This is a genomic window from Aquella oligotrophica (assembly GCF_002892535.1).
GTDB classification, from domain to species: Bacteria; Pseudomonadota; Gammaproteobacteria; order Burkholderiales; family UBA11063; genus Aquella; species Aquella oligotrophica.
Genome location: NZ_CP024847.1, coordinates 2607863 through 2632802 on the forward strand (window position 1 = coordinate 2607863; position 24940 = coordinate 2632802).

Here is a 24940-nt window from a genome sequence, read left to right on the forward strand (position 1 = left end):
TCTCCAGTTAAACTTCCCAAGGATTAGCCTTGTTAGTATTAATACCATACTTACTAATTGCCTCAGCTGCTTTAGCAGCATCAATCTGCCCAGTCTCAGCAAGAGCATTTAGTGCAGCCAAAACTACATAATAGCGGTTAACTTCAAAGAACTCTCTTAATGCTTTGCGGTAATCAGAACGACCAAAACCATCAGTACCAAGAGTTACATATTTACCAGGAACATACTCACGAATCTGATCTGAATAAGCACGAATATAATCAGTTGACGATACAGTTACATTAGCACCAGTTTTCTCTAGTAATTGGGTAACAAATGGCTTGGCTTTTTCTTTACTAGGATTAAGCATATTATGGCGAACAATAGCACGTCCATCACGAGCAAGCTTATTATAAGAAGTTGCCGAGAATAGATTAACCTTGATACCAAAATCCTGAGCTAACAAATCAGCTGCAGCAATAACTTCACGGAAAATTGTACCACTTCCCATTAAGTTGACACTAATTGCTCCGTCACCAACTGTTTTAAACAGATATGCACCACTGATAATATCTTGTTCAGAACCAGCCGGAATTTCTGGATGATGATAATTTTCATTCATGGTTGTTATATAGTAGAATTTATCTTTATTCTCTACATACATTTCATGCATACCATGTTGAAGAATAGTTACTAACTCATAGGAGAAAGTTGGATCATAAGTCTCACAATTAGGAATCAACCCAGCCTGAATATGGCTATGTCCATCTTCATGTTGCAAGCCTTCACCATTAAGTGTCGTACGACCTGCAGTTCCACCGATCATGAAACCACGTGAACGCATATCACCTGCAGCCCAAGCCAAATCACCAATCCGCTGGAATCCAAACATTGAATAATAAATATAGAATGGAATCATTGGTACACCATGATTTGCATAGCTAGTTGCAGCCGCAATCCACGTACTCATGGCACCAGGCTCATTAATACCTTCTTGGAAAATTTGCCCAGTTTGTGATTCTTTATAATACATTAACTGACCAGCATCTTCAGGAGTATATAACTGACCAACGTGTGACCAAATACCCAACTGACGGAACATTCCTTCCATACCAAAAGTACGTGACTCATCCGGAACAATCGGTACAATATGTTTACCTAATTCTTTATCTTTAACCAAGATATTTAGCATCCGTACAAATGCCATGGTAGTAGACATTTCACGCTCACCAGTATCTTTCATAAGTGATTCAAATGCAGATAGCTCAGGGATTGGTAGTGTATTTGTCGTTGGTCTACGTACTGGATAATAACCACCCAATTTTTCACGTCTATCATGCAAGTAATTATATTCTGGAGTACCAGCTTCAAATTTAAGGTATGGAACCTGCTCAACCTGCTCATCAGTCAAGGGGATATTAAACTTATTGCGTACATGTTTTAAAGTATCAACCGATAATTTTTTCTGCTGATGCGCAATATTTTGTGATTCGCCTTCACCTTTCAAACCGAAGCCTTTTACGGTTTTAACTAGTAAACATACTGGCTTACTCTCAGGGTTGTTTACAGCTTCATGATATGCAGCATAGACTTTTTCCAGATCATGACCACCACGGGTTAAAGCCCAGATTTCATCATCTGACATATCTCTTACCAACTCAAGTGTTTCAGGATATTTACCAAAGAATTTGGCACGAACGTAAGCACCATCTTTAGAACGAACATCCTGGTAGTCACCATCAATCGTTTCCATCATCAATTGTTTCAATTTACCAGTCTTGTCTTTATCCAGCAAGCGATCCCAACCACGACCCCAGATTACCTTGATGACCTTCCAACCAGCACCAGTGAATAAACCTTCAAGTTCTTGAATAATTTTACCATTACCCCAAACAGGTCCATCCAAACGTTGCAAATTACAGTTAATTACAAATATCAAATTATCTAGTTTTTCACGCCCAGCTAGATGAATATTACCTAATGATTCAGGTTCAGAAGTTTCACCATCACCAAGGAAACACCATACTTTACGCGTTTCAGTATTTACAATCCCACGATCATGTAGATAATGCATGAAACGGGCTTGATAAATAGCCATCAATGGACCAAGTCCCATTGATACGGTCGGGAATTGCCAGTAATCCGGCATCAACCATGGATGCGGATACGATGATAGACCAACCTTAAATGCTTCCTGACGAAAATTGTCAGCTCGTTCATCACTAATCCTGCCTTCTACAAGACTGCGCGCATAAACACCAGGTGCAGAATGTCCCTGAATAAATACCATATCACCATAATTCTTATCGCTTGGTGCGCGCCAGAAATGGTTAAATCCTACTTCATATAAATACGCAGAAGAAGCGTAAGAAGCAATATGTCCACCAAGCTCACTACTTACCTTATTGGCACGTAGAACCATTGCTGCTGCATTCCATCTTACATAGGCAGAAATCCTTTTTTCAATATCCTTGTCGCCTGGATAAACTGCTTCCTGAGACGGTGTTATGGTATTTACATAATCAGTCGTTGCTGATTTTGCTATATGGTGTCCAGTTTTGTCATGAAAATGTCCTACTACAGTCTTAATCAAATAAGCTGCACGATCAATCGAATCATACTCAATGACATTATCAATCGAATCAAGCCACTCACGGGTTTGCAATTGATCGATATCGTTACTCATTTTTACTCCTTACCACCTAACGGCAAATTAAATAAAGCATGTTAAAAACTGACATAAGTATAGCAAACAATAATCATTCATATATCAGAATGATTATTGCGCCGCACTAAAAAAAAACAGCATTTGCAATGGATTTGTCGGTATAATATTAATCTAACAATACACGTTAATACCAACTAGTGGACTTTTAAGTCCAACATGCACAATTGCTTAATTGATTTGACACTGAATTTATTCCGAAACTCAAAGATTTTTAGCACACACATTACGTTTAACAATAAGGATCAATTTATGACAAGCAAAATTGCTACAGTCAGCCAATATGGGCAAAAAATATGGGTAGATAATATCTCCAGAGAATTTTTAAATTCTGGAGCACTGGCAAAAATGGTCAAGGAAGATCAAATTGCTGGTGTTACTTCAAACCCAGCAATTTTCTTTAAAGCAATCTCAAGTGATCTGCGTTATCAGGAGCAATTAACTCAACTAAAAACACAAAATCTTACTCCTCTAGAACGTTACGAACAAATGGCAATATCTGACATACGTGAAGCTTGTCAAATAATGTCTGCATTGTATCAATCAAGCGATAAAGAAGATGGTTATGTAAGCCTTGAAGTTTCACCACACCTTGCCCACAACAAAGAAGGTACTGTAAAAAGTGCACTTGAGCTATGGAATGCGGTTGGAAAACCAAATCTAATGATTAAAGTTCCAGCAACTAAAGAAGGAATTGCTGCTTTTGAAGAATTAGTTACCCTTGGGATAAACGTAAATATAACCCTACTTTTCTCCTTATCACAAGTAAATGCCGTTTGGGATGCATATATAACTGGATTAGAAAAGCGCAGTAGCAAGGGTCTGCCTGTATCAGGAATAAAAACAGTTGCAAGTTTCTTTTTATCACGGGTTGATTCAGCAATTGATGATAAATTACCGACAAATTTACAAGGTAAAACCGCAATAAACCTTGCTAAACAAGCTTATCTTGATTATCTGGCTATTTTTCATGGTGAACGCTTCAAAAAGCTGAAATCTCAAGGAGCATTCAGCCAATATTTACTCTGGGCAAGTACTGGGACAAAAAATAAAGCTTATTCAGACGTACTTTATGTTGAAGAACTGATTGGACCAGAAACAATCAATACAGTTCCGGATGCTACCCTAGATGCCTTCAGAGATCATGGAGTCGCTGCGGAACGCCTTACCAATGACATAGAAAAAGCAGATAAAGTTCTTAAAGAAGTTGAAGCAACCGGGATTAACTTAGAGGAGCTTGGCAATAAACTTCAAATTGACGGACTAAAATTATTCGACGATGCTTTTGATCAACTACTGGAATTGGTAAAATAGTATAAACATGTCATATCCCAACAAGTTTATTGGGTTTTTATCCCCAGCCAAACTAAACCTAGGTCTTAAAATCACTGGAAAACGGGCAGATGGTTACCATCTGCTAAAAAGTATTTTTTGTCTGATTGATTTATATGACCGGATTGAGGTGCAACTTACAGATAATGGCAAAATCTCTTTAATTGAGCATAATCAGGCGTGGTTTTACCAAAAGGACCTTGCCTACAAAGCAGCAATTCTCTTACAAGAATATACTGAAATAAAAGATGCTGGGGCTAATATTCGTATAAAAAAAGTCATTCCCTCTGGTGCTGGTATGGGAGGAGGTAGCTCCAATGCTGCCAGTGTACTAATAACACTAAATCAGCTCTGGAAAACCAAGCTAACGACTGAAGAGCTTTGTGCACTTGGTGTGAAGCTTGGGGCAGATATACCTTTTTTCATCAAGGGTAAAAATGCGCTAGTTTCTGGAATTGGCGAAATTATAGAACCAATTGTACTCCCAGATTTATATTTTATAATCATTAAACCAGCGTTTCAGGCATCAACCAAAGAAGTTTTTGAAAACTTGGAACTGGATCCCACTAAAATTGTAGCAGAAAAGTATAATCAAGACTATCTCCTTAATACGCTAGAAAATGATCTTGCCACGGTAGTAAAAAAACTCCATCCGGAAGCTCTTACAATATTTTCCGAATTGGAAAAATATGGAACTCCAGCAATGACAGGTTCCGGAAGCTGCATTTATCTTTGTTACCCTGACAAAAATAGTGCAAAAAAGGTTGCAAATATTTTAGCTCCACGATATAATACCTACCTCGCAGCAAGCATACCCGAATCACCGGTAGCTTGTAATTAAGAAAAGATTTTATTGGGGTGTCGCCAAGTGGTAAGGCATCGGATTTTGATTCCGACATTCGTAGGTTCGATCCCTACCACCCCAGCCATATATAGAAGCGCAAACTATCCGTGTGATATTTTGCGCTTTTTTTATAATCGTCAGGGGTAATCATGTTTATGCGTAAAAACCTAATGATATTCACCGGGAATGCTAATCCCTCTTTTGCAGAAAAAGTTTCCAAATGTCTTGATATCAAACTTGGTAAAGCCGAGGTTATGAAATTCAGTGATGGTGAAACAGCTGTAGAAATCCTTGAAAATGTCCGTGGTTCAGATGTTTTTATCTTACAGCCAACCTGCTATCCAACTAATGATAATCTTATGGAAGTACTAGTTCTTGCGGATGCTCTAAAAAGAGCATCCGCAGGAAGAATTACGGCAGCAATCCCATACTTTGGCTATGCTAGGCAAGATCGTCGCCCGCGTTCTGCGAGGGTGCCAATTTCTGCCAAGTTAGTTGCAAATATGCTAACTTCTGCTGGGGTTGATCGTGTATTAACCGTAGATTTGCATGCAGATCAGATCCAAGGTTTTTTTGATATTCCAGTGGATAATATCTATGGTTCACCTGTATTATTACGGGATATCAAAACCAAAAACTATGATGATTTAATCGTGGTTTCACCGGATATGGGTGGAGTTATGCGTGCAAGAGCATTCGCTAAAGGGCTAGGAACCGAGCTTGCCATCATTGATAAACGCCGCCCAAAAGCTAATGAAGCCGAAGTTATGAATATAATCGGAGATGTAAGTGGCAAGAATTGTGTAATTGTTGACGATATGATTGACACTGCCAAAACTTTATGCAAAGCAGCAGAAGCATTAAAAAACCGTGGGGCAAAACAGGTATATGCTTATGCCACTCATGCAATCTTCTCTGGTGAAGCACTGGAAAGGGTTGAAAACTCCATCATAGATGAGTTAATTGTCACCGACACTATACCACTAAGCAAATCAGCAAGTAACGTTAGAGTGGTATCGATAGCTGAACTGGTTGCGGAAACCATTCGTCGCATTAATAACGAAGAATCAATAAGCCTACTGTTAAACGACTAACTTATCAACACTATAAGAGCTGTGCTTAAAAATTAAGTACAGCTTATTTTTCCTTGCTGTTTTAGATACTCAATAAACCCATACCCTGCACGCTTGACTATTTCGCCAACTTCAGCAAAATCATCTTCTGTTCCATAATAAGGATCTGGAACATCGTAAAAATCAGTTAGATCAACATCAAATGTTCTAAAAAGCATCACTTTGCCATGATATTCGTGGTTACTAGTTTTACTGATTACAGCATCGTAATTTAAGTGATCCATAACCAAAATATAATCAAATTTATCAAAATCACTCTTAATAAACTGCCTAGCCTTATGATTCAGTCCGCTTACTCCATTAAATTCTGCCACTTTAATCGATCTTGAATCAGGTGGGCTTCCCACGTGATAATCTTCAGTTCCGGCAGAGTCAACCTCAAATAGCGCCGATAAACCATGGTCGCTTAATAGCTTTTTAAATACACCTTCCGCAAGCGGAGAGCGACAGATATTTCCGGTACAGACAAATAAAACCCTAATTTTGTTCACATCCATAGATAGCATTAATTAAAATTTGCAAACTGAAATTGTAACAAATTAATCGGTAGTAGAACTATTTTTTTAGTAAAATATCTCCCGCAGCTTGACATTTATACCAAAAATAATCTATCAAAGCATAAATTTCATGATTAATATATTCAACCAGTTAGTCGCTATTATAAGATTTATTTTAATTCTGACAATAACAATCATATCTGCTATCTGGTGCTGGGTTGGCATGCCATTTTTATCTTTAAGAACCAGAGGAAAGATAATTAGATTCTGGGCAAAAGTAACATTAGCCGTTACAGGTGTAAAAGTAAAGATCATTGGTAGAACTAATTTTGACTACTTCCCCCCTAATATGCTCGTTGCTTCAAATCATTTATCATGGCTAGATATTCTCGTATTATACCAAGTCTATTTTATTAATTTTGTCGGTAAGGTAGAGATGACACGCTGGCCAATATTAAGCAGAATGATTAAGGCAGGCGGTACAATATTTATTAATCGCAAAAAAAAACGTGATCTACTATATGTAAATCAAGCAGTAAGTGAGCATCTATTAAATGGACGCTGCATAGGTTTTTTTCCTGAAGGAACTGTAGGCGATGGCGACAAGTTATTACCATTCAAAGCGCCAATTTTGGAGTCAGCACTTCTAGCCAAAAGTAGCATAATCCCCGTAGTTATTATCTACTATCGTAAAGATGGTACTATCGCAGAAGAAACTAGCTTTGGTAAAAAATATAATCTTGTTCAATCGGTATTAAATACCTTAACTCTGAATGGACTAATTGCGAAGATATTTGTACTTGAGACAGTTAAGGCAGAAAATTTTGCTAACCGCGACCAATTAACCGAACATTTATACCAACAAATAAATGCTAAATTTTCTAATCGCCAGATTTTGTTCGATGAAAACTGATAGCAGACATACCTTCTGGTAACTCAATCTGCTCGCGGTCTTTCCAGCCATGAGCCACAAATACCTCCAGAGTTAATTTAACTGGTGAGTCAATGCATTTTTTTAACTCCTGATAGGCATTTTTGCCAAAGTAGTTTCCTGATCCATATGCTGCACCACAGCCCAGCAACTTAATATCTTGCAATAATGTAGCCAAATGTTCATAGTCAAGGCTCAAATACTCAGTATCAACCACTGGGTTAGAAAATCCTGCTGCAATCAGCATATCCCCGATATCATGCATATCTGGAAAGGTATTAGTTATCAACCCTAACTCGCGTAGTTCTTTTAAGGAATCAACCCCTAATCCGGCAATAAAAAAACCACCACCTACTTTTAATACCCGGCGCATTTCTTTTACCATTGGCACAGGATCAGACAAATACGGTAAGAGTAAATTGCTATAATAAAAATCTACACTACTATTAGCAAGGGGTAAAGAAAGGACATCCGCAGCTATAAAGTCACTAGGATTTTTTTTGCTAAAGATATTTTTTAACCAGCTGGTAGACTTATTTTCTCGTCGATAAAACTCGTTTAAAAGATCAATCTGGATAATATTGCTAGCGGGATACTTATTTTTAAGTAATTCATAATCATAACCCATGCCACTACCACAATCAAGCATAAAGTCGGGAGTAATCTTGATATAATCTAGTCTAGATAACATTCGTGAGGCAAGTTCACGATAAATAAAATCAAGAGTATCAAGTCGGTTATGATTACGTCTTAATATTTGCCTGATTAAATGGGAATTTTGCATGAAACTACTAACAAAAGGTTTTTATAAATTACAGCAATGGATAGTAAAAATTATCCTGCTTGAAGAAAGCTGTGTTTTATGTGGAGTAGCAGCAGATCAACAAATTTGTCAAGATTGTTATCAAAGCTTGCCACACATGCTAAATAAGCCATACTGCCCGAGATGCATGCTTTATCTACCACCCAAGGAACTACACTGCAAAAACTGTCAGGAAAATAATTTCTATTTTGACAGAATTATCTCTGGCTTTGAATACGCATTTCCACTAAACCGGATATTACATAAACTTAAATACAGTAATTCACTTGAATATAGTCATGTTTTGAGCCAGCTTTTCTGGAATGCCATATCCAAAAGGCTACATAAATTACCGGACATAATTATACCAGTTCCACTACATATCAATAAACACAAACTCCGTGGGTTTAATCATGTAAATGAGTTAATCAGAGAGTTAAGACACTCTAATCCAGATAGCAAATTTTTAGAGATCGAAAGAATCAAAGAAACCAAAGCACAAGCAACATTAAACCGCCAAGAACGGATAAATAATCTAGCAGATGCTTTTGCAATAAATGCTGATCTAAATAATCTATCGGTTGCCATCATTGATGATGTGGTAACTACTGGAAGCACAGTAAATGAATTAGCAAAGCTATGTAAACAAAAAGGCGCACGTCAGGTTGAAATATGGTGTTTGATGCGCGCCCAAGATTAATTAATTCATATCAAAATTATTGGTAGCGATTATTGATGGGTAAATATTTTGCCTCAAGACTAAATAGCGAAAATTTTGTTCCAACATCATACATATCAAGTCCCTCAGCATGCTTTAACCGCCTTGCCAATGAAAGCGACAACGGTAAACCAAGTACTTCAATCGTAACTTTAATTAGCCACATCGTAGCATTGAATATAATTAAATCATGTATTGGCATAGTTCCATAAAATGCTAGAAAGCCAAAAATAAAACTATCAAAACAGGAGGCTACCGCTGTCGAGCCAACAAACCGGAACCACATAAATTTACCCGCAGTTTTAAGTTTTAATTTTGCCATAATGAATGAATTTAATGGCTCTGCACATAAATAGGAAATCGTCGAGGCAATAATAATCCGCGCGTTAAACCCAAGCAGACTATCAAATTTAGCATTAGTCTCCAAAGCATAATCTGGGCTTGGTAAATGAATAATCAATTGCCCATATGCAATAAAAACGAAATTAAACAAAAACCCGACCCAAATTGCACGTCTAGCAAACTTATAGCCATAAACTTCGGTAATCAAGTCGGATAAAATAAAAGTAAACGGAAAAATTAGTGTCCCGGCATCAGTTTCTAGTGAGCCAAGGCGTATCATGCGAATATCAAACCAGTTAGCCAATAAAATCACTGCGGTATATGAAAGCTGAATAAACCAGAGATAGCGCGGGTATTGCGCAATTGAATTTTGTTGCATAAAGATATCCTGTAGGATTAAAAACAGTTAAACTTACAGCAACCTGATTATGAATCAGGTCAAATTTGTTCCGACAAATTGCAATGGTCACACAAAAGCCGGAGTATTAAAGGTAGAATTATAGCAGTTCCTAGAGAGCTAAATTCTAAATTAGAATTTAGCCATCTAATGCTCCACAAATCAGTTACTAATCAATTGCAATGCTACAGGGATTTGCGGCGAAATAGCTTTTTTATTGGCGATATCTTTACTAACTTCAATCGCCTTTTCACCGATTAATTCTGGTTGCTGGGCTACCGTTGCTGATAATTGCCCTTCTTTGACTGATTTTAAACCATCTTGACTACCATCAAAGCCAACAATGATTATATTTTCCCCAGCACTTTTGGCAGCTTCGTAAGCACCCAGTGCCATTTCGTCATTTTGAGCAAAAATCGCCTGAATATTATCATGTGCTTGTAAGATATTTTCAGCTACAGTTAGTCCTTTTGCCCGATCAAAATCAGCACTTTGACTGGCTACTACATTTAATTCCTTATCCGCGGTCAGATGAAAACCTTGCCCACGTTCACGAGTCGCAGAAGCACCAGGAATCCCCTGTAATTCAGCCACTATTGCTTTTTTACCGAGTTTACTTATAATAAACTGTGCTGCCATTTTGCCGCCTTCGATATTATTTGAAGCAATAAAAGTAACAACATTCCCTTTAGTTGCCGATCTATCGATAGTTATTACCGGAATCCCAGTCTGATTAGCAAGCAAAATTGCCGAAGAAATGGCATCAGAATCGACCGGATTAATTAATAAAATATCCACACCTTGCTGAATCAAATCCTCAACGTCATTATTTTGTTTGGCAGAATCATTCTGTGCATCGGCGATTTTCACTTGCATATGTTCTTTATTTGCGGCATTCATAACCCCGGTTTTTATCGCAACAAAAAAAGGATTATTGAGCGTTGATAACGATACCCCTATTTTTAGATTATTTGGGTCTATTTCGTGTTTGGTTTTCGCCCATGCTGGTGGTTCCATACTACAAGCATTAATCAATAGCAATAAGCTAAAGGCACACAATAAATCTAGGATTCTTTTCATGATGTCGCCTTTCTACGATCGATAAATACAGCGATCAGAATCACTACCCCTTTAACAATGAGCTGATAGAAACTCGAAACTCCAAGGATATTAAGCCCATTATTTAGTGTTCCGATAATCAGTGCTCCAATCAAAGTTCCTAGAATCTTCCCATGTCCGCCAGTGAGACTTGTGCCACCAAGCACGACTGCAGCAATCGCATCTAGCTCATATGAAGTGCCTGCGGTTGGTTGTGCCGAATTAAGTCTTGAAACAACGATACTTCCAGCCAATGCAGCCAGCAAACCATTAATCGCATAAACCATAATTTTTATCCTATTTACCTTCACCCCAGAAATTATCGAAGCTTTTTCATTGCCGCCAATCGCATAAATATGCCGCCCGAAAGGTGTTTTATTTAGGATAATCGCAGAAATCACAAAGGTAATCATTACCGTAATTGCCGGGATCGGTAAGCCAAACAAATAACCACGTCCAAAGACCTGAAACCAAAAGCTATCACTTAGTCCAGTAATCGGGTTACCATCAGTATAAACCATAGTTAGCCCGCGATAAATCGTCATCGTCGCAAGAGTTGCGATAAATGGCGCAATTTTACCTTTGGTTACGAGCACGCCATTGAAAGCACCAAATAATGCCCCAATCAGTGAGGCAATAATTATCGCAAGAATGGGATCACAGCCATGGAGCATAATCCCTGCCATCAGCGCACTCGATAAAGCCAGAATTGCACCAACCGATAAATCAATCCCGCCAGTTAAGATAACAAAAGTCATCCCAAAGGCAATCAGAGCGTTTATCGATACCTGCCGTAATAGATTAAGAATATTCATCGGTGCCAAAAAATCATGATTAATACTACCAATAGCACCAAATAACACAATAAAGCCAATAAACGGCAAAAATTTCTCAATGAGCTTTTTATGTATATGCATTAGCTTCCCCTGCTGCCAAACTTATTATTTTTTCCTGAGTCAGATTCTCACGCCCTAAAATACCAGCTAATGTACCTTCATGAATTACGGCCACCCGATCACTCATACCGATAATTTCGGGTAATTCAGAAGAAACCATGATTATGGCAACTCCAGTTTTACTTAATTCATTCATTAGCTGATAGATTTCCCGTTTGGCATTTACATCAATACCACGGGTAGGTTCATCCATTATCAATATTTGTGGTTTATTCCCAAGCCATTTGGCAATAACCACTTTTTGCTGATTACCTCCGGATAAACTACCGACATTCAGATTGACTGATGCCATCTTGATTAGAAGCTTATCGGTCAATTCGAGAATAAATTTATCTTCTGCCTTACTATCAATCAAGCCAGAACGAACGTAATTCTGCATATTATTGATCGCAATATTATCGCGGATTGAAAAGCCTAAGATAACACCTTCATCACGGCGATTTTCAGTAATAAATCCGATACCCTTTTTTATTGCATCATTGGGGGAGTTTATCTTTAATTCCTGCCCGTTAATCTTGATTGTCCCACTGATTAATGGATCAAGCCCAAAGATAGCACGCATAATTTCCGAGCGACCAGCACCCATTAAGCCAGCAAAACCAAGAATCTCACCACGCTTTAGCGTAAAACTAATATCTTTAAATTTAGCACCGGTTAACCCGCGAACCTCCAGAATCTCATCACCAATATAAGCATCACGAACTGGGAAACGTTCGGATAGCTCACGCCCAACCATCTCTTTAACTACCTGATTAAACGAAGTATCGGCAATCGGGCTAGTGCTTACACTTACGCCATCACGCATCACAGTAATCCGGTCGCAATGAGTAAAAATCTCTTCCATTCGATGAGAAATATATACCATCCCGACCCCATTTTGTTTTAGGCGCTGCATTACCTGAAAAAGAACATTAGCTTCCCGTTCGGTTAATGCTGAAGTTGGCTCATCCATGATTAAAACTTTTGCATTAGTCATCAAAGCTTTGACGACTTCTATCATTTGCTGTTCACCGATTGAACAGTTACTAACTAGCTTATCTAGCTCGAGTTGAATACCTATCTCAGCTAATTTGGCATTAGCCAGCTTTTTCATCTGTTGATTGTCAAGTAAGCCGATCCGGTTACGGATTTCTTTGCCTAGAAACAGATTCTCAAGCACAGTTAGATTTTGCCAAACATTCAGTTCTTGGCGAATAAAAGTAATGCCGTACGCTTCTGCCTGTTGTGAATTTGTAAACTGCATAGCCTTACCATCAATAAAGATAGTACCATCATCAGCAGAAAACATCCCCGTCAGTATATTCATCAAGGTAGATTTACCAGCGCCATTTTCACCCATTAGTGCATGAATCTCACCATCAAGGAGTTCAAAATTAACGCCGTTTAACACCACGTTACTGGCAAATTTTTTATGTATATTATTTAATTGTATTTTCATATCGATAAATTAAAAAATCACGCCAGCATGTAAGATAACATTCGCATAGGGAGTTGCTTCACCTGTACGGATAATCGCGCGCGCCTTATGAGTAAGTAGTTTAAATTCTTCGTGGCTTAACTCTTCGAACGATATCGATGCACCAAGAGTTTTCTGCAAGCTTTCATAAGTAACTGGGTTTCTCCCATGAATCTCACGAGCAATCGTCGCTTTCTCAACCTGCATATATTGAGCTAGTAACTCGACTACTTCGATGAATCCGGGAGTACCAACCTTTAGTGCCAGATCAATCTTTTTCACACCTTCGGGTATCGGTAAGCCACAATCAGCAATCACAACCATATCCGTATGCCCCAGATCAGCAAGCACTTTACAAATTTCACTGTTTAATATTCCATACTTATTCATAGCTTAACATCTTTTCTACTTCGTTACGATAAGGCATTCCACCCTGCGCACCAAGTTTCTGTACCGACAATGCCGCCGCCGCATTAGCAAAGCAAATACTTTCAGCAAATGATTTACCTTCGGCAATCGCTACCGCAAAAGCCGCATTAAAAGTATCACCAGCTCCTGTAGTATCTAATGCTGATACCTTAAATCCAGCAACTAAAACCTGCTCTTTCCCATCATGGTATAGCGCACCATTTTTACCTTGTGTAACTATCAGCTTATGTGGATTTTGGGCTAAGTAATCTTCCAAAGATAATCCCGGGAAAAGTGCCGCCGCCTCGTGTTCATTTGGGGTAATGTAGCTAGCCGCATTGATAACACTAGCTGGAATCTCACGGATTGGTGCTGGGTTCAGGAGCAGCTTCACGCCCAAGTCATGGCAAATTTTACTGACATACTCAATCACGACTAGCGGAATTTCCTGCTGAACCATAACAATATCTGCACTACGAATAAGCTCAAACGCGGCATCAATCATCGCTGGAGTTAGCTGCATATTAGCCGCAGGTATTACGACAATACTATTATCACCTTCTGCCAAAGTTATATGTGCAGTTCCACTTGCTGCATTCTCAAGTTGACATAAGTATTCGGTATTTACCTGATTCTGCTTCAGGTTCTTAATGATTTCGCTAGCATAATTATCTTTACCAACTGCACCGACAAAAGCTACCTCAGCCCCAAGCCTTGCCGCAGCTACCGCCTGATTTGCACCTTTGCCACCGGGTGATAGGAGCAATTCCTTACCAATCACAGTCTCACCAGCTAGTGGACGTTTATCGGATATAACCGTCAAATCAATTGACGCACTACCAACTACAACTATTTTTGACATAAAATCTCTCACAAACTCATCTATATATTTAATGTAATAACCACAGGCGCATGATCAGATGGACGCTCCAGCTTGCGTGGTGCAGTATCGACAACACAAGATGAAGCCACATTGATAATATCAGGAGTTACTAGTAAATGATCAATCCGTAAGCCCTGTTTACGGCGAAATGCCAGATTGCGATAATCCCACCACGTATATTGGCGATCTTCCTGATTAAAGTGACGGAAGCTATCAATAAGCCCAAGAGCGATCAGCTTCTGAAAAGCTTCTCGTTCGGGTTCGCTACATAATACTTGCCCTTCCCAAATCGCTGGATCATAGGTATCACGTGGTTCAGGTGCAATATTATAATCGCCAAGTAAGATCAGCCGTTTATGACTTTGTAATTGACTACTAACATAACCATGCAATTTACTAAGCCACTCAAGTTTATACTGATATTTTTCGCTACCAATGCTTTCACCATTGACAAAATAAGTACAAATCACCCGTACGCCATTAACTGTCGCGGCAATAACCCGCTTTTGAATATCATCATAACCGGGAATATCCAGAGTTATGTCTTCGATTGGATGCTTACTTATAAAAGCTACGCCATTGTACGTTTTTTGCCCGTTATAGACAAATTGATAACCGATATTTTTAAATTCTTCCACTAGTTTGGCATTGGCATCGTTATCTAATTTTAGCTCTTGTAGTCCGAGCACATCACAACCAGTTGTTTGTAACCAGTCCAGTACATGCGGCAATCGTACCTTTAATGAATTTACGTTCCACGTTGCTATTTGCATTTGTATTTATCCTTTTATCCATATATCACGCAAAGCATAATAAATATTACTGATATTTTTTCACTTGCTCGTTTGGCGTATTGAATAATACAGTATCTAGGATTAACTTTGGATATATTTTTAATAGTAGGACTCTAAGCCTCTAAAAATGATAAAATCAGGTACTGTAAAATTAGTCAACACAAGGATTTACGATGCAACGTGATGTTATGGAATATGATGTAGTAATTGTTGGTGCAGGTCCATCTGGATTAGCTGCTGCTATCCATTTGAAGCAGTTAGCTGAACAACAAAGTCAGGAATTAAGCGTCTGCATACTCGATAAAGGTAGCGAGGTTGGTTCACATATTATATCTGGTTGCGTAATGGATCCCAAAGGATTGACTGAATTGATACCAAACTGGCAAGAACTCGGATTTCCAGTTACTACCGCTGTAATTAGCGATAAATTACTATTCCTAGGTGAAAAAAAAGCATTTAGAATGCCCCTCCCTAAAGACTGGCATAATTATGATAATTATATTATCAGTCTTAGTCAGCTATGTCGCAAACTTGCCGAGTATGCTGAGGCACTGGGCGTGGAAATTTATCCGGGATTTGCAGCTAAAGAAGCTATTATCGAAGATAATACTCTGAAAGGAGTAATTACTGGTGATATGGGACTTGATAAGCAAGGAAATCCTACACCTAATTTCCAACCAGGAATTGAAATAAGAGCAAAGCAAACTATTTTAGCAGAAGGTTGCCGTGGGTCGGTATCAAAGCAGGTGATAGAAAAATTTGACCTTAACCATTACTCACAACCGCAAACTTATGGACTTGGCATTAAAGAAATTTGGCGAATTAATCCGAAACATCATTTGGAAGGTACAGTTGTACATACGATTGGTTATCCACTTAACAATAATGCATATGGTGGTGGATTTATTTATCACCTAGAAGACAATTTAATCGCAATTGGGCTGGTAACTGCTCTTGATTATAAAAATCCATATTTAAGCCCATATGAAGAATTTCAAAAATTCAAACATCACCCAATGGTAACAAAATTACTTGAAGATGCTGAACGGCTTGAATATGGTGCAAGAACTGTTGTTGAGGGTGGAATACAAGCTTTACCAAGATTAAATTTTGCCGGTGGAATCCTTGTTGGAGATAGTGCAGGATTCTTAAATGTGCCCAAAATAAAAGGGGTACATAATGCTATAAAATCAGGAATGCTTGGCGCAAAAGCAGTAATTGAAGCAATCAAACATGATAAAGCGGAAGCCAATACCTATCGCGACCTCTTCAGACAAAGCTGGTTATATAAAGACTTATATAAAGTCCGTAATATCCGCTCATCATTTCAATATGGAAGATGGTTTGGATTAATCTATACTGGATTTGAAAAATTTATTCTAAAAAATAAGGCTCCTTGGACATTAAAAATAAAACATAAAGATAATGAACGTCTTGAGCATAAATCAAAATTTAAACCAATCGAATATAAAGCCTATGATAATAAAATAAGCTTTGATAAAGCATCTTCACTCCATTTGGCAAATGTTGTTCATGATGATAGTCAACCAGTACATTTGGTTTTAAAAGATAAAACTACTCCAACGACTATAAATCTAACACAATTTAATGCTCCAGAAACGCGTTACTGCCCTGCTGGAGTATATGAAATTGTAAAACAGCAAGGTACGCCAAAACTACAGATTAATTCGCAAAATTGCGTACACTGTAAAGCATGTGATATTAAAGATCCAACTCAAAATATTACTTGGACTGTACCTGAAGCTGGCTCAGGACCGCAATACAGTGATATGTAGCCCTCACAACTAAAGCAGATTGCAAAACAGTTTGATATGAAAAAGAACAAGCTAACAAATAAAGCCCTCTATAATTATTTAGAAATGTTAATTAAATTTGTTAGAAAATTATAAAGCATATATTCGGGGCATGTGTTGTGGCACTAAAGCTGGAATTTTAATAGGCTACGTTGAAAATATTCATTCTAGAACAGTTTTCCTACCTTTGTGGTTAGATACTTTTGAATGTTATAACCACTGACTTGATCAGTGTTTCTTTATTTGGAATATCATTATGTCAAATTACCTATGTTCTGTAGATTGGAATATTTGGGGTACATGGGTTGGGTCTATTGCAACTCTTATAACTGGTGGCGGGGTAATGTGGATCGCCTATCGGCAATTAAAATTAGAAAGAAAAGATAGGCAAATATCAGAAGCATTAAGGTTTCAGGAATATTATCTACAATTAGTTAATATGCATACGCAGTTTATGGAGCATTTTGGGACATGTACTTATTATAATAGAGACATTCCTAATACTCAAATAATCACGATGGATCCCAGTTATCTACAAAAGATGCTTGGTACATTATCCAGTTTCGAAATACTTCAATCTAAAATTGAGCTGTGGTTGCCAGATGATTTATCTAATGCCAGTGGAGATTTATTTAAGGAAGTAAAGGAAATTATGAATAAAATAGCACATGAGGCTGCTACACTGTTCGATATACAAAATACTATAACTAAATTACCAAGACTAAAAGATGCTATAAATATAGTATACAAGCAATATGCTAGTAAGTATAAAAACATTATAATTCCAGCTTAATAAATCTTGATGAGTACTGTTAATCTATCTTAGCATAGATATTTAGACATCAAAATCCCAAAATTTACAGAGGGAACTGCTACCCCTATCTTTAGCATTACTTTACAGATTATCCCATATAGATGGATTAATTAGACCTTGAGGTTAGTAACATCTATCAACCCACGCGGCGCATTTTCTAAATTCAACCGGACAAATTTGGTTACTCAACCGAAGCTACCTATTCAGCGCATCATCCCATCTGTTAATACTCCTGATCATCGGATTTTGCTATTGAGTAGAACAAGGCACATAAAGTAGATTTTATTTATGGATTAGGTAGCCATTTTGAACGCTATGGCAAACCTGTAAACTAAATTTATAATGAACCCCTGATTAATCCCGATCAGGTTTTTTACCAATAATGAGCCACTCTGTTGCTTAAGTAAACCCTATATAGTTATAAACTAATTAATATGCCAGTTAGATTTTATTTAACCAGCTTTATTCTGTAGTATATGATACAATATAAAAATTATATTTTTGGGAGACATTATGGCTAACACTCAAACACGTAAGAGAACTTTGTTATTGCGAATCCCCCTTTTGTTTCTGATAGGCACTGTGTTGCTTGGTGAAGTTGCCTGCCATGCAGTAGCACAAACTCAGCCGCCATCGTCTAATTATAATGATTGGTCATGGTTTAAAGATACTTATTGGATTGTACCAGAGCAAGGTATTTACTCAATTGCACATAATCCCAGTAATCCAAGAGAATTTAATGTTTTGCGCGGGCAAACAGTCTTTCATTTAACTGATTACTTCAATGGCTATTTCACTGGTGCAGTTGTTGTAAAACTTACGCAAAACCTGGTTCCTAGTTGCCAGTATGTTCTGGGTGAAGTTACACCCCAGGGCGCAGTATATATGACTATGTTTAATGCTGATGATGGGACAATTACTAATGAGCCTATTGGTAATATGGTACTTATAAATAATAAGTGGACCATGGTAAATACCATGACTGGACCAGCTAATAATGGTGGTTCTGTTAGTCATTGGGCGTATATGGTACTAACCCAGCCTAGTGATCCCACCTGGAGTAATCTGCCATTTGCAAATGAGTCTATTCCTGAGTTTATGTCTGCATGCCCACCAGGTCCAATGATAAGCTTATAAAGTTATTGATAATTAATATCTACCAACCTGATCAACCCTCGATCAGGTTTTTTCTTGCCTATAGTCCAATAGATAGAAAAAGACTACTATTATTACTACCTTTATACTACCACTTTTAAACCATGGTAGCCCACTGTATCGATTGTAGCACAATGAATTTATGACATTACACTACCCAAATTACCATAATTTGCTACAAACTTTTATTTAAAGTTACAAAAAAATTTACCAAATAAGCAAGGAAATTACCCAATTGACCCCGATCAGTTTTTTTATTGACATTACATTAGTATATGCTAATATAGTTCTATGAGTAGATATACAATTAGATTTTGGGGCTAGACAATCAAAGCACATTTAAAGGTGTGCTAATATATTATAGCTACGCTGAACTAAAGTTTGAAATAGTTCCTGATTGTAAAAGCAAGACACTACAGGATATTGTTAGAGGTAAAGTATCAGCTGAATCAGTAATCCACACAGATGGCTGGCGTGGTTATGACGGTTTAGTGGATATAGGATATGATAAACACTTTCGTGTTAATCATGGTAACAATGAGTTTGCTAATAAACAAACTCATATTAACGGTATAGAGCGCTTTTGGTCATTTGCCAAAACTAGATTAGTAAAGTTTCATGGTATTTCTAAAAGCACATTTAATCTGCATTTAAAAGAATGTGAGTTTAGGTCCAATTATCGGAATGATAATCTCTATGCTATAATATTAAAATTGGTTAGAAATAATCCGCTTTGATTGTTTTAATTAGGGATTAATAATTCTTTAAGACAACTATTGTAGCATTAAAAATTCAATCTGATTCTGTTTTATCTAAAAGCACCTTTAAGATCTTTAAATGTTAACAAAAATTGCAATAACTGAGATAAAAATTAGATATTTTCAGATAATTACACTATGTGGTACTACTATTAACGAGGCATAGCTATCTTAGAACAAGGTAGCAAAGGACATTACCCGAGTATCAGCCTAAAATAATAGCTAAAGGCTATTAAGAATATAAATTCAATTAATTAGACTTTAAGGATGGTTTGAATTAAAATATCTCCCTGTAAGAAACAAAAATAACTAAAGAGGGAAATAATCATGATGCTAAGTACAATAACTCCGTTTATCCCAGGAACATTAACCTACCTTAAAGTTGCGGTGCTAAACCGGGGCGGAAAAGTATGTCCATTAAATACAAGTAACTTTTGTATTCTTGAAAAATAAAATAACCCCGGTATTATACTCCGGGGTTATTTTATTTAGTAGAACAGAAAACCAATTACACATTAAAGCGGAAATGCATAACATCGCCATCTTTGACGATATATTCTTTCCCCTCGAGCCTCATTTTGCCAGCTTCCTTAGCACCCTGTTCACCTTTATACTGAATAAAATCAGAGTAGCCAATCACTTCAGCGCGAATAAATCCACGCTCGAAGTCAGTATGAATTACTCCCGCTGCCTGTGGTGCAGTAGCTCCAATATTAACAGTCCAGGCGCGAACTTCTTTCACTCCTGCTGTAAAATAAGTTTGTAAACCAAGAAGATTATAGCCTGCACGAATCAAGCGATTTAGCCCTGGCTCTTCCATTCCCATATCATTCAAAAATTCAAGCTTATCAGCATCATCAAGCTCAGCTATTTCAGATTCTATTGCAGCACAGATTGCCACAATCGGTGCATTTTGCTCTTTAGCGTAAGCCGTTAATTTATCCAAATGTGCATTATTTTCAAAGCCAGCTTCACTCACATTAGCAACAAACATTGCAGGTTTAACCGTTAAAAGGCAAAGAGGCTTTATCAGTAACAATTCTTCTTCATCCAAACCAAGTGTCCGGGCTGGGTTTCCTTCATTTAGATGTGGTAACAATTTCTCCAGTGTAGCAATTAATTTTTGAGCTTCTTTATCACCCGACTTAGCTTTTTTACCTTCACGCTGAATACTTTTTTCAACTGTTGCCATATCTGCAAGTGCCAATTCCATTGTAATCACTTCAATATCACTAATCGGATCAACTTTGCCACTGACATGGATAATGTTATTATCTTCAAAGCAACGTACCACATTTACTATTGCATCAGTTTCACGGATATTAGCAAGAAATTGATTTCCTAAACCCTCACCTTTTGACGCTCCAGCAACCAAACCTGCAATATCGACAAATTCAACAATTGCCGACTGAATTTTTTGTGGATTAACAATTTTTGATAATTCAGCCAAACGATGATCTGGCACTTCAACAATACCTACATTTGGCTCAATAGTACAAAACGGATAATTCTCAGCAGCAATTCCTGCTTTAGTTAACGCATTAAACAAAGTTGATTTACCAACATTTGGCAAACCAACAATTCCACATTTTAAAGACATCTAGATTCCTTCTAATCAATACAACTTGTATATATCTGACATTCTAGCACAAAATAGCCTAAACCGTCTCTGAAATCTTGGCAGAAAGGAAATGAATGATGCACTATTTCAAAGTATCCTTTATTTGCTGACTTTAGCCTGATTGGGGTATTTATGCTAAAATCTATTCTTCAGGAGGAGTTCAAATGAAGGTAATAAATCTAGATTCAGCATTAATTGCGCTTGAAATAACCGGAGAAGATGCAGCAAGTTATTTACAAGGACAGCTTACCAATGACATTGGTGAACTAAGCCATGTCCAATTTCAGTTATCGGCACATTTAAACAATAAGGGGAGAATAATTGCCTCCTTTTTTATTCTAAAAAATATGACTGGCGGATTTTATCTCATCACCAGTAAAACTCTTGCTGATAAAATTCTACCGCGCTTAAAAATGTTCATTTTACGTAGTAAAGTACAATGCCAACTCAGTACCAAAAGCATTTATTATCAAACAATAAAACCTGCCACAATAGAATTTGCCGAATTGGCAACGAATAATTTTCTATGTATTGGTGATCTGCCTGAAGATGCAATAGAAGATACAAACTCATGGCACAAAGTGCTGGTTGATAATGGAATCCCCATGATTTATGCAAACTCCAGCGAGAAGATTATTCCCCAGCAGGTGAACTATGAACTTATCGGTGGAGTTAACTTTAAAAAAGGCTGTTATACCGGACAGGAAATCGTTGCTCGCACTCATTATCTTGGCAAAGTCAAAAGGCGGATGCAAAAACTCACCTCTGTCAATGAACCAACAATAGGACAAACCGTCGTTAGTCCAAAACTGGATAATCAGGAAGTTGGTTTTATTGTTGACTACTATAAAGCTGAAGACAAGTATCATGGACTAGTATCAATTCAGACTGATTGTGCTAGCGATGCATACCTTGATAACAATCTAGAAACACCTATTCTTTGTACACCCATTTTAGCCGAAACCGAATAATCACCATGAAAAACACACATCTTATAAATCACCCATTAGTCCAGCACAAGTTAACTATTATGCGCGATAAAAACACCGGCACCAAGCAGTTTCGCGAACTTTCTAAAGAGTTATCACAGTTACTTGGTTATGAGGCTATGCGCCATCTGACAAATTCATATATGGAAATTGATACCCCGTTAACTAAAATGTCAGCTCCAACTTTATCAGGTAAAAAGCTGGCATTAATTCCCATCCTAAGAGCAGGCTTAGTTATGTCTGATGCTATTGCCGATTTTGTCCCTCATGCCAAAATTGGTCACATTGGCTTATACCGTGATCCAGAAACTCATCTACCAATCGAATACTATAGTAAATTCCCAACCGAACTTGACCTGTGTGAAGTATTTGTACTTGACCCCATGCTAGCAACGGGTGGTTCAGCGATTGCAGCGCTTTCAATTCTGAAGGAGCACGGTGCCAAAAATATAAAGTTTGTGTGCTTTCTTGCTGCGCCAGAGGGTATTGCAAAATTACATGAATCACATCCTGATGTAGATATCTACACCGCAGCAATTGATGAAAAGCTAAATGAAAACAGCTATATTGTTCCAGGACTTGGTGATGCTGGCGACCGGATATTTGGAACAAAATAATGGCAAAGCTCTATTTTCGCTATTCGGCAATGGATGCAGGCAAAACCCTTGACCTACTTAAAGTTGCTTATAATTATGAAGATCGTGGACAGCATACACTAATAGTTACTTCAGCTATAGATAAACGTGCTGGCAATAATAAAGTCAAATCAAGAATTGGTTTTGACAAAGAGGCATTATCAACACAGATCGGTGATAATCTCCATGATTTGATTCAAAAGGAAAATCAGAAACAGAAAATTGCCTGCGTACTAATAGATGAGATTCACTTTTTTAGCCCAGAACAAATACTACAACTATCTGATGTGGTTGATTTCCTCAATATACCGGTAATCTGTTATGGATTAAGGAGCGACTATCGAGGAGAACCATTTCCTGCGGCATCAACTCTCCTAGCAATTGCTGATACACTGGAAGAAGTAAAAACCATATGCCACTGTGGGCGTAAAGCCAATTTTAATATGCTAGTCAGAAATGGTACTGTTATCAAAGCCGGAGAACAGGTTGTCGTTGATGATGACAATCTAAAAACTGTTGATAGTAAGTATATCTCCGTTTGTCGCAAACATTGGAAGCTTGGCGTTTGGCAGTAAGTAAACGCAAGCTATATTACCATTTTCTGCGATTAGAATCTTATAATAGATTACTAGCACAGACCTTTATTATTTGACCGGGCAATTATATACTCCATAAGTTCTCTGCCCATTGACAATTTCAGAAGTCGGCGTTACCGTATTACCACCCATTGATGCGGCTTCATTTCTGGCTAAAGTATCAAGCTGGCTTTCAGCTTTCTCTTGGCTCTGGAATGTAGTAGCTTTCGACCAGATTGACACATTGGTATTACCCAAATACTTACAATTAGTATAGGAACTTCCCTTAGGTAAAACCGTAGTACTCTCAGCCTGTGGATTGAGGCTGACAAAAGAACAAGCGGTAAGAGTAACAGCAAAAGCACCCAATATAATATTTATCCCATTTTTTTTCACGTCAAGACTCCAATGCATTATATTTTTTATCGTAATAATTATAACTAAATTTCCCAAAAACATGACTACATTTTTGGCATCAAAAAATTAAGCTGTAAATCAACACACTGTTTTACAATCAAATAAAACAACACCAAGAAGCATTTAGGTGTAAAACAAGGTGTATTCTTATAAAAAGCAGGCAATTACAAGCTAAAGTATAGCCAAAAATTATAACTTATTTGGCAATGGAAAAACTATTTATAAATCTCCTTACGATGCCCAATACTTACCACTTCTACAGTAACAATATTATCTTTAATGATACAAAGCACGCGGTAATCCCCTACCCGATAACGCCAATATTCACTTAGCGCATCACCTTTTAGCTGCTTACCCCACAATCTGGGGTTAACACCGGACAAAACCCTATCCTCAAGCCATTTAATTATGCGCCTAGTAATTGGCTTATCTAATGACTTTAACTGCTTTAATGCACTCTCGCTAAAATCAATCTTCCAAGCCAAGCTCACGCTTTACCTGCTCCATAGAGTATGTCTTTTCTTTACGTGCCAGCACTTCATCAATGCTTTTAATATCTAATGCATCCTCTATCTTTTCAATGATGGCATCACGAATAAATTTAGCTCTAGTAGTGTGCATACCCTCCACTAGCTTATTCAATATCTCATCAGCACCAGCTGGAAGCCTTACACTGGTGGATACAGCAGCATGTTTCATTATTTACCTCACTACAATTTGTATTCAATATTAACTACAATATTATACAAGGTTATTTATAGGGCGTCAATTAAATTTCTGGAAGATTAGGAATTGGCTTTTGCTCTGTCTCAATGACTTTAGGTATAATATATAAATTTATTATATTAACTTGAGTATTATAATGTT

General features: G+C 37.5%; 26 protein-coding genes, 1 tRNA gene and 1 pseudogene. 14 read left to right on the forward strand and 14 right to left on the reverse strand.

The features are described from left to right. Window positions 1–7: 7 nt before the first annotated feature. Window positions 8–2665, reverse strand: coding sequence for a pyruvate dehydrogenase (acetyl-transferring), homodimeric type (gene aceE, locus CUN60_RS11895; protein WP_102952251.1), 2658 nt, complete (start codon window positions 2663–2665; stop codon window positions 8–10). A 291-nt stretch (window positions 2666–2956) separates the two neighbouring features. Here aceE and tal point away from each other — a divergent pair, with 291 nt between their 5' ends. The 4 genes from tal to CUN60_RS11915 all read left to right on the forward strand — a co-directional run bounded on the left by tal (window position 2957) and on the right by CUN60_RS11915 (window position 5974). Next, window positions 2957–4018 carry a transaldolase gene (tal, locus tag CUN60_RS11900; RefSeq protein WP_102952252.1) on the forward strand — a complete coding sequence of 354 codons (1062 nt, stop codon included), beginning with the start codon at window positions 2957–2959 and terminating at the stop codon, window positions 4016–4018. A gap of 7 nt (window positions 4019–4025) precedes the next feature. Continuing rightward, complete coding sequence (gene ispE / locus CUN60_RS11905) at window positions 4026–4877, forward strand: 4-(cytidine 5'-diphospho)-2-C-methyl-D-erythritol kinase (RefSeq protein WP_102952253.1); 852 nt, start codon at window positions 4026–4028, stop codon at window positions 4875–4877. Between the two features lie 13 nt (window positions 4878–4890). Further along, window positions 4891–4965: transfer RNA gene (locus tag CUN60_RS11910), tRNA-Gln, on the forward strand. Window positions 4966–5029: 64 nt separating this feature from the next. Further along, complete coding sequence (locus CUN60_RS11915) at window positions 5030–5974, forward strand: ribose-phosphate pyrophosphokinase (protein WP_425266146.1); 945 nt, start codon at window positions 5030–5032, stop codon at window positions 5972–5974. A gap of 32 nt (window positions 5975–6006) precedes the next feature. Here CUN60_RS11915 and CUN60_RS11920 read toward each other — a convergent pair whose 3' ends face one another. Further along, entirely contained in the window at window positions 6007–6504 is a 498-nt protein-coding gene (locus tag CUN60_RS11920; protein WP_222593270.1) for a low molecular weight protein-tyrosine-phosphatase, read from the reverse strand. A gap of 136 nt (window positions 6505–6640) precedes the next feature. Here CUN60_RS11920 and CUN60_RS11925 point away from each other — a divergent pair, with 136 nt between their 5' ends. Further along, on the forward strand, window positions 6641–7423 hold the full coding sequence (locus tag CUN60_RS11925; RefSeq protein ID WP_102952255.1) for a lysophospholipid acyltransferase family protein: 783 nt from the start codon (window positions 6641–6643) through the stop codon (window positions 7421–7423). Here the strand turns inward: CUN60_RS11925 and CUN60_RS11930 are convergent. After that, window positions 7392–8225 (reverse strand): class I SAM-dependent methyltransferase, encoded by an 834-nt coding sequence (locus CUN60_RS11930; RefSeq protein WP_102952256.1) that lies wholly within the window; start codon window positions 8223–8225, stop codon window positions 7392–7394. The genes CUN60_RS11925 and CUN60_RS11930 overlap by 32 nt on opposite strands. On the opposite strand from CUN60_RS11930, the gene CUN60_RS11935 reads away from it, so the two are divergent. After that, on the forward strand, window positions 8224–8943 hold the full coding sequence (locus tag CUN60_RS11935) for a ComF family protein (RefSeq protein WP_102952257.1): 720 nt from the start codon (window positions 8224–8226) through the stop codon (window positions 8941–8943). The two genes, CUN60_RS11930 and CUN60_RS11935, sit on opposite strands and share 2 nt — an antisense overlap. Window positions 8944–8959: 16 nt before the next feature. Here CUN60_RS11935 and CUN60_RS11940 read toward each other — a convergent pair whose 3' ends face one another. The 7 genes from CUN60_RS11940 to xth form a co-directional block, all read right to left on the reverse strand. Beyond that, complete coding sequence (locus CUN60_RS11940) at window positions 8960–9682, reverse strand: queuosine precursor transporter (RefSeq protein WP_102952258.1); 723 nt, start codon at window positions 9680–9682, stop codon at window positions 8960–8962. Window positions 9683–9862: 180 nt separating this feature from the next. Beyond that, complete coding sequence (locus CUN60_RS11945) at window positions 9863–10780, reverse strand: D-ribose ABC transporter substrate-binding protein (protein WP_102952259.1); 918 nt, start codon at window positions 10778–10780, stop codon at window positions 9863–9865. After that, window positions 10777–11715: an ABC transporter permease subunit gene (locus CUN60_RS11950; protein WP_102952260.1), complete on the reverse strand. Its 939-nt coding sequence runs from the start codon at window positions 11713–11715 to the stop codon at window positions 10777–10779. The genes CUN60_RS11945 and CUN60_RS11950 overlap by 4 nt, the downstream gene beginning before the upstream one ends. Continuing rightward, the gene (locus tag CUN60_RS11955; protein ID WP_102952261.1) at window positions 11702–13192 is read right to left on the reverse strand and encodes a sugar ABC transporter ATP-binding protein; all 1491 of its coding nucleotides are present in this window, start codon (window positions 13190–13192) and stop codon (window positions 11702–11704) included. Before CUN60_RS11955 ends, CUN60_RS11950 begins: the two co-directional genes overlap by 14 nt. A 9-nt stretch (window positions 13193–13201) precedes the next feature. Beyond that, window positions 13202–13600, reverse strand: a complete 399-nt coding sequence (rbsD, locus tag CUN60_RS11960) for a D-ribose pyranase (RefSeq protein ID WP_102952262.1) — start codon at window positions 13598–13600, stop codon at window positions 13202–13204. After that, complete coding sequence (rbsK, locus tag CUN60_RS11965; protein ID WP_102952263.1) at window positions 13593–14480, reverse strand: ribokinase; 888 nt, start codon at window positions 14478–14480, stop codon at window positions 13593–13595. Before rbsK ends, rbsD begins: the two co-directional genes overlap by 8 nt. A 20-nt stretch (window positions 14481–14500) precedes the next feature. After that, a complete protein-coding gene (gene xth, locus CUN60_RS11970; protein ID WP_102952264.1) occupies window positions 14501–15274 on the reverse strand; it encodes an exodeoxyribonuclease III in 774 nt (257 codons plus the stop codon). Between the two features lie 194 nt (window positions 15275–15468). Here xth and CUN60_RS11975 point away from each other — a divergent pair, with 194 nt between their 5' ends. The 5 genes and pseudogenes from CUN60_RS11975 to CUN60_RS13370 all read left to right on the forward strand — a co-directional run bounded on the left by CUN60_RS11975 (window position 15469) and on the right by CUN60_RS13370 (window position 20289). Then, window positions 15469–17091: an electron transfer flavoprotein-ubiquinone oxidoreductase gene (locus tag CUN60_RS11975; RefSeq protein WP_102952265.1), complete on the forward strand. Its 1623-nt coding sequence runs from the start codon at window positions 15469–15471 to the stop codon at window positions 17089–17091. Window positions 17092–17365: 274 nt separating this feature from the next. Further along, window positions 17366–17902, forward strand: a complete 537-nt coding sequence (locus CUN60_RS11980; RefSeq protein WP_102952266.1) for a hypothetical protein — start codon at window positions 17366–17368, stop codon at window positions 17900–17902. A gap of 534 nt (window positions 17903–18436) precedes the next feature. Next, window positions 18437–19060 carry a hypothetical protein gene (locus tag CUN60_RS11985; RefSeq protein WP_102952267.1) on the forward strand — a complete coding sequence of 208 codons (624 nt, stop codon included), beginning with the start codon at window positions 18437–18439 and terminating at the stop codon, window positions 19058–19060. A 401-nt stretch (window positions 19061–19461) separates the two neighbouring features. Next, window positions 19462–19815 (forward strand): annotated as a pseudogene (locus CUN60_RS11990) (IS1595 family transposase); the annotation flags it as partial. Window positions 19816–20163: 348 nt separating this feature from the next. Next, a complete protein-coding gene (locus tag CUN60_RS13370; RefSeq protein WP_279639054.1) occupies window positions 20164–20289 on the forward strand; it encodes a hypothetical protein in 126 nt (41 codons plus the stop codon). Between the two features lie 55 nt (window positions 20290–20344). On the opposite strand, the gene ychF is transcribed toward CUN60_RS13370, so the two are convergent. Beyond that, window positions 20345–21436: a redox-regulated ATPase YchF gene (gene ychF / locus CUN60_RS11995; RefSeq protein ID WP_102952269.1), complete on the reverse strand. Its 1092-nt coding sequence runs from the start codon at window positions 21434–21436 to the stop codon at window positions 20345–20347. Between the two features lie 185 nt (window positions 21437–21621). Between ychF and ygfZ the strand changes: the two genes are divergently transcribed. Genes ygfZ through CUN60_RS12010 form a run of 3 tightly spaced genes read left to right on the forward strand, consistent with a single transcriptional unit; the run spans window position 21622 to window position 23656 of the window. After that, complete coding sequence (ygfZ, locus tag CUN60_RS12000; RefSeq protein ID WP_102952270.1) at window positions 21622–22428, forward strand: CAF17-like 4Fe-4S cluster assembly/insertion protein YgfZ; 807 nt, start codon at window positions 21622–21624, stop codon at window positions 22426–22428. Between the two features lie 5 nt (window positions 22429–22433). After that, complete coding sequence (gene upp, locus CUN60_RS12005; protein WP_102952271.1) at window positions 22434–23063, forward strand: uracil phosphoribosyltransferase; 630 nt, start codon at window positions 22434–22436, stop codon at window positions 23061–23063. Then, a complete protein-coding gene (locus CUN60_RS12010; protein WP_102952272.1) occupies window positions 23063–23656 on the forward strand; it encodes a thymidine kinase in 594 nt (197 codons plus the stop codon). The genes upp and CUN60_RS12010 overlap by 1 nt, the downstream gene beginning before the upstream one ends. 69 nt (window positions 23657–23725) lie before the next feature. Here the strand turns inward: CUN60_RS12010 and CUN60_RS12015 are convergent, their stop codons facing one another. The 3 genes from CUN60_RS12015 to CUN60_RS12025 all read right to left on the reverse strand — a co-directional run bounded on the left by CUN60_RS12015 (window position 23726) and on the right by CUN60_RS12025 (window position 24772). Then, the gene (locus tag CUN60_RS12015) at window positions 23726–24052 is read right to left on the reverse strand and encodes a DUF4156 domain-containing protein (protein WP_158649417.1); all 327 of its coding nucleotides are present in this window, start codon (window positions 24050–24052) and stop codon (window positions 23726–23728) included. Between the two features lie 236 nt (window positions 24053–24288). Next, window positions 24289–24564 (reverse strand): type II toxin-antitoxin system RelE family toxin, encoded by a 276-nt coding sequence (locus tag CUN60_RS12020; RefSeq protein ID WP_222593271.1) that lies wholly within the window; start codon window positions 24562–24564, stop codon window positions 24289–24291. After that, window positions 24542–24772: a DUF6290 family protein gene (locus tag CUN60_RS12025; protein WP_102952274.1), complete on the reverse strand. Its 231-nt coding sequence runs from the start codon at window positions 24770–24772 to the stop codon at window positions 24542–24544. The genes CUN60_RS12020 and CUN60_RS12025 overlap by 23 nt, the downstream gene beginning before the upstream one ends. Window positions 24773–24940: the final 168 nt, after the last annotated feature.

Excerpts from the sequence above, each read along its gene's own strand:
- aceE (WP_102952251.1), bottom strand. The coding sequence starts at position 2,665 with ATGAGTAACGATATCGATCAATTGCAAACCCGTGAGTGGCTTGATTCG.
- tal (WP_102952252.1), top strand. The coding sequence starts at position 2,957 with ATGACAAGCAAAATTGCTACAGTCAGCCAATATGGGCAAAAAATATGG.
- ispE (WP_102952253.1), top strand. The coding sequence starts at position 4,026 with ATGTCATATCCCAACAAGTTTATTGGGTTTTTATCCCCAGCCAAACTA.
- CUN60_RS11915 (WP_425266146.1), top strand. The coding sequence starts at position 5,030 with ATGTTTATGCGTAAAAACCTAATGATATTCACCGGGAATGCTAATCCC.
- CUN60_RS11925 (WP_102952255.1), top strand. The coding sequence starts at position 6,641 with ATGATTAATATATTCAACCAGTTAGTCGCTATTATAAGATTTATTTTA.
- CUN60_RS11935 (WP_102952257.1), top strand. The coding sequence starts at position 8,224 with ATGAAACTACTAACAAAAGGTTTTTATAAATTACAGCAATGGATAGTA.
- CUN60_RS11930 (WP_102952256.1), bottom strand. The coding sequence starts at position 8,225 with ATGCAAAATTCCCATTTAATCAGGCAAATATTAAGACGTAATCATAAC.
- CUN60_RS11940 (WP_102952258.1), bottom strand. The coding sequence starts at position 9,682 with ATGCAACAAAATTCAATTGCGCAATACCCGCGCTATCTCTGGTTTATT.
- CUN60_RS11945 (WP_102952259.1), bottom strand. The coding sequence starts at position 10,780 with ATGAAAAGAATCCTAGATTTATTGTGTGCCTTTAGCTTATTGCTATTG.
- CUN60_RS11950 (WP_102952260.1), bottom strand. The coding sequence starts at position 11,715 with ATGCATATACATAAAAAGCTCATTGAGAAATTTTTGCCGTTTATTGGC.
- CUN60_RS11955 (WP_102952261.1), bottom strand. The coding sequence starts at position 13,192 with ATGAAAATACAATTAAATAATATACATAAAAAATTTGCCAGTAACGTG.
- rbsD (WP_102952262.1), bottom strand. The coding sequence starts at position 13,600 with ATGAATAAGTATGGAATATTAAACAGTGAAATTTGTAAAGTGCTTGCT.
- rbsK (WP_102952263.1), bottom strand. The coding sequence starts at position 14,480 with ATGTCAAAAATAGTTGTAGTTGGTAGTGCGTCAATTGATTTGACGGTT.
- xth (WP_102952264.1), bottom strand. The coding sequence starts at position 15,274 with ATGCAAATAGCAACGTGGAACGTAAATTCATTAAAGGTACGATTGCCG.
- CUN60_RS11975 (WP_102952265.1), top strand. The coding sequence starts at position 15,469 with ATGCAACGTGATGTTATGGAATATGATGTAGTAATTGTTGGTGCAGGT.
- CUN60_RS11980 (WP_102952266.1), top strand. The coding sequence starts at position 17,366 with ATGTCAAATTACCTATGTTCTGTAGATTGGAATATTTGGGGTACATGG.
- CUN60_RS11985 (WP_102952267.1), top strand. The coding sequence starts at position 18,437 with ATGGCTAACACTCAAACACGTAAGAGAACTTTGTTATTGCGAATCCCC.
- CUN60_RS13370 (WP_279639054.1), top strand. The coding sequence starts at position 20,164 with ATGATGCTAAGTACAATAACTCCGTTTATCCCAGGAACATTAACCTAC.
- ychF (WP_102952269.1), bottom strand. The coding sequence starts at position 21,436 with ATGTCTTTAAAATGTGGAATTGTTGGTTTGCCAAATGTTGGTAAATCA.
- ygfZ (WP_102952270.1), top strand. The coding sequence starts at position 21,622 with ATGAAGGTAATAAATCTAGATTCAGCATTAATTGCGCTTGAAATAACC.
- upp (WP_102952271.1), top strand. The coding sequence starts at position 22,434 with ATGAAAAACACACATCTTATAAATCACCCATTAGTCCAGCACAAGTTA.
- CUN60_RS12010 (WP_102952272.1), top strand. The coding sequence starts at position 23,063 with ATGGCAAAGCTCTATTTTCGCTATTCGGCAATGGATGCAGGCAAAACC.
- CUN60_RS12025 (WP_102952274.1), bottom strand. The coding sequence starts at position 24,772 with ATGAAACATGCTGCTGTATCCACCAGTGTAAGGCTTCCAGCTGGTGCT.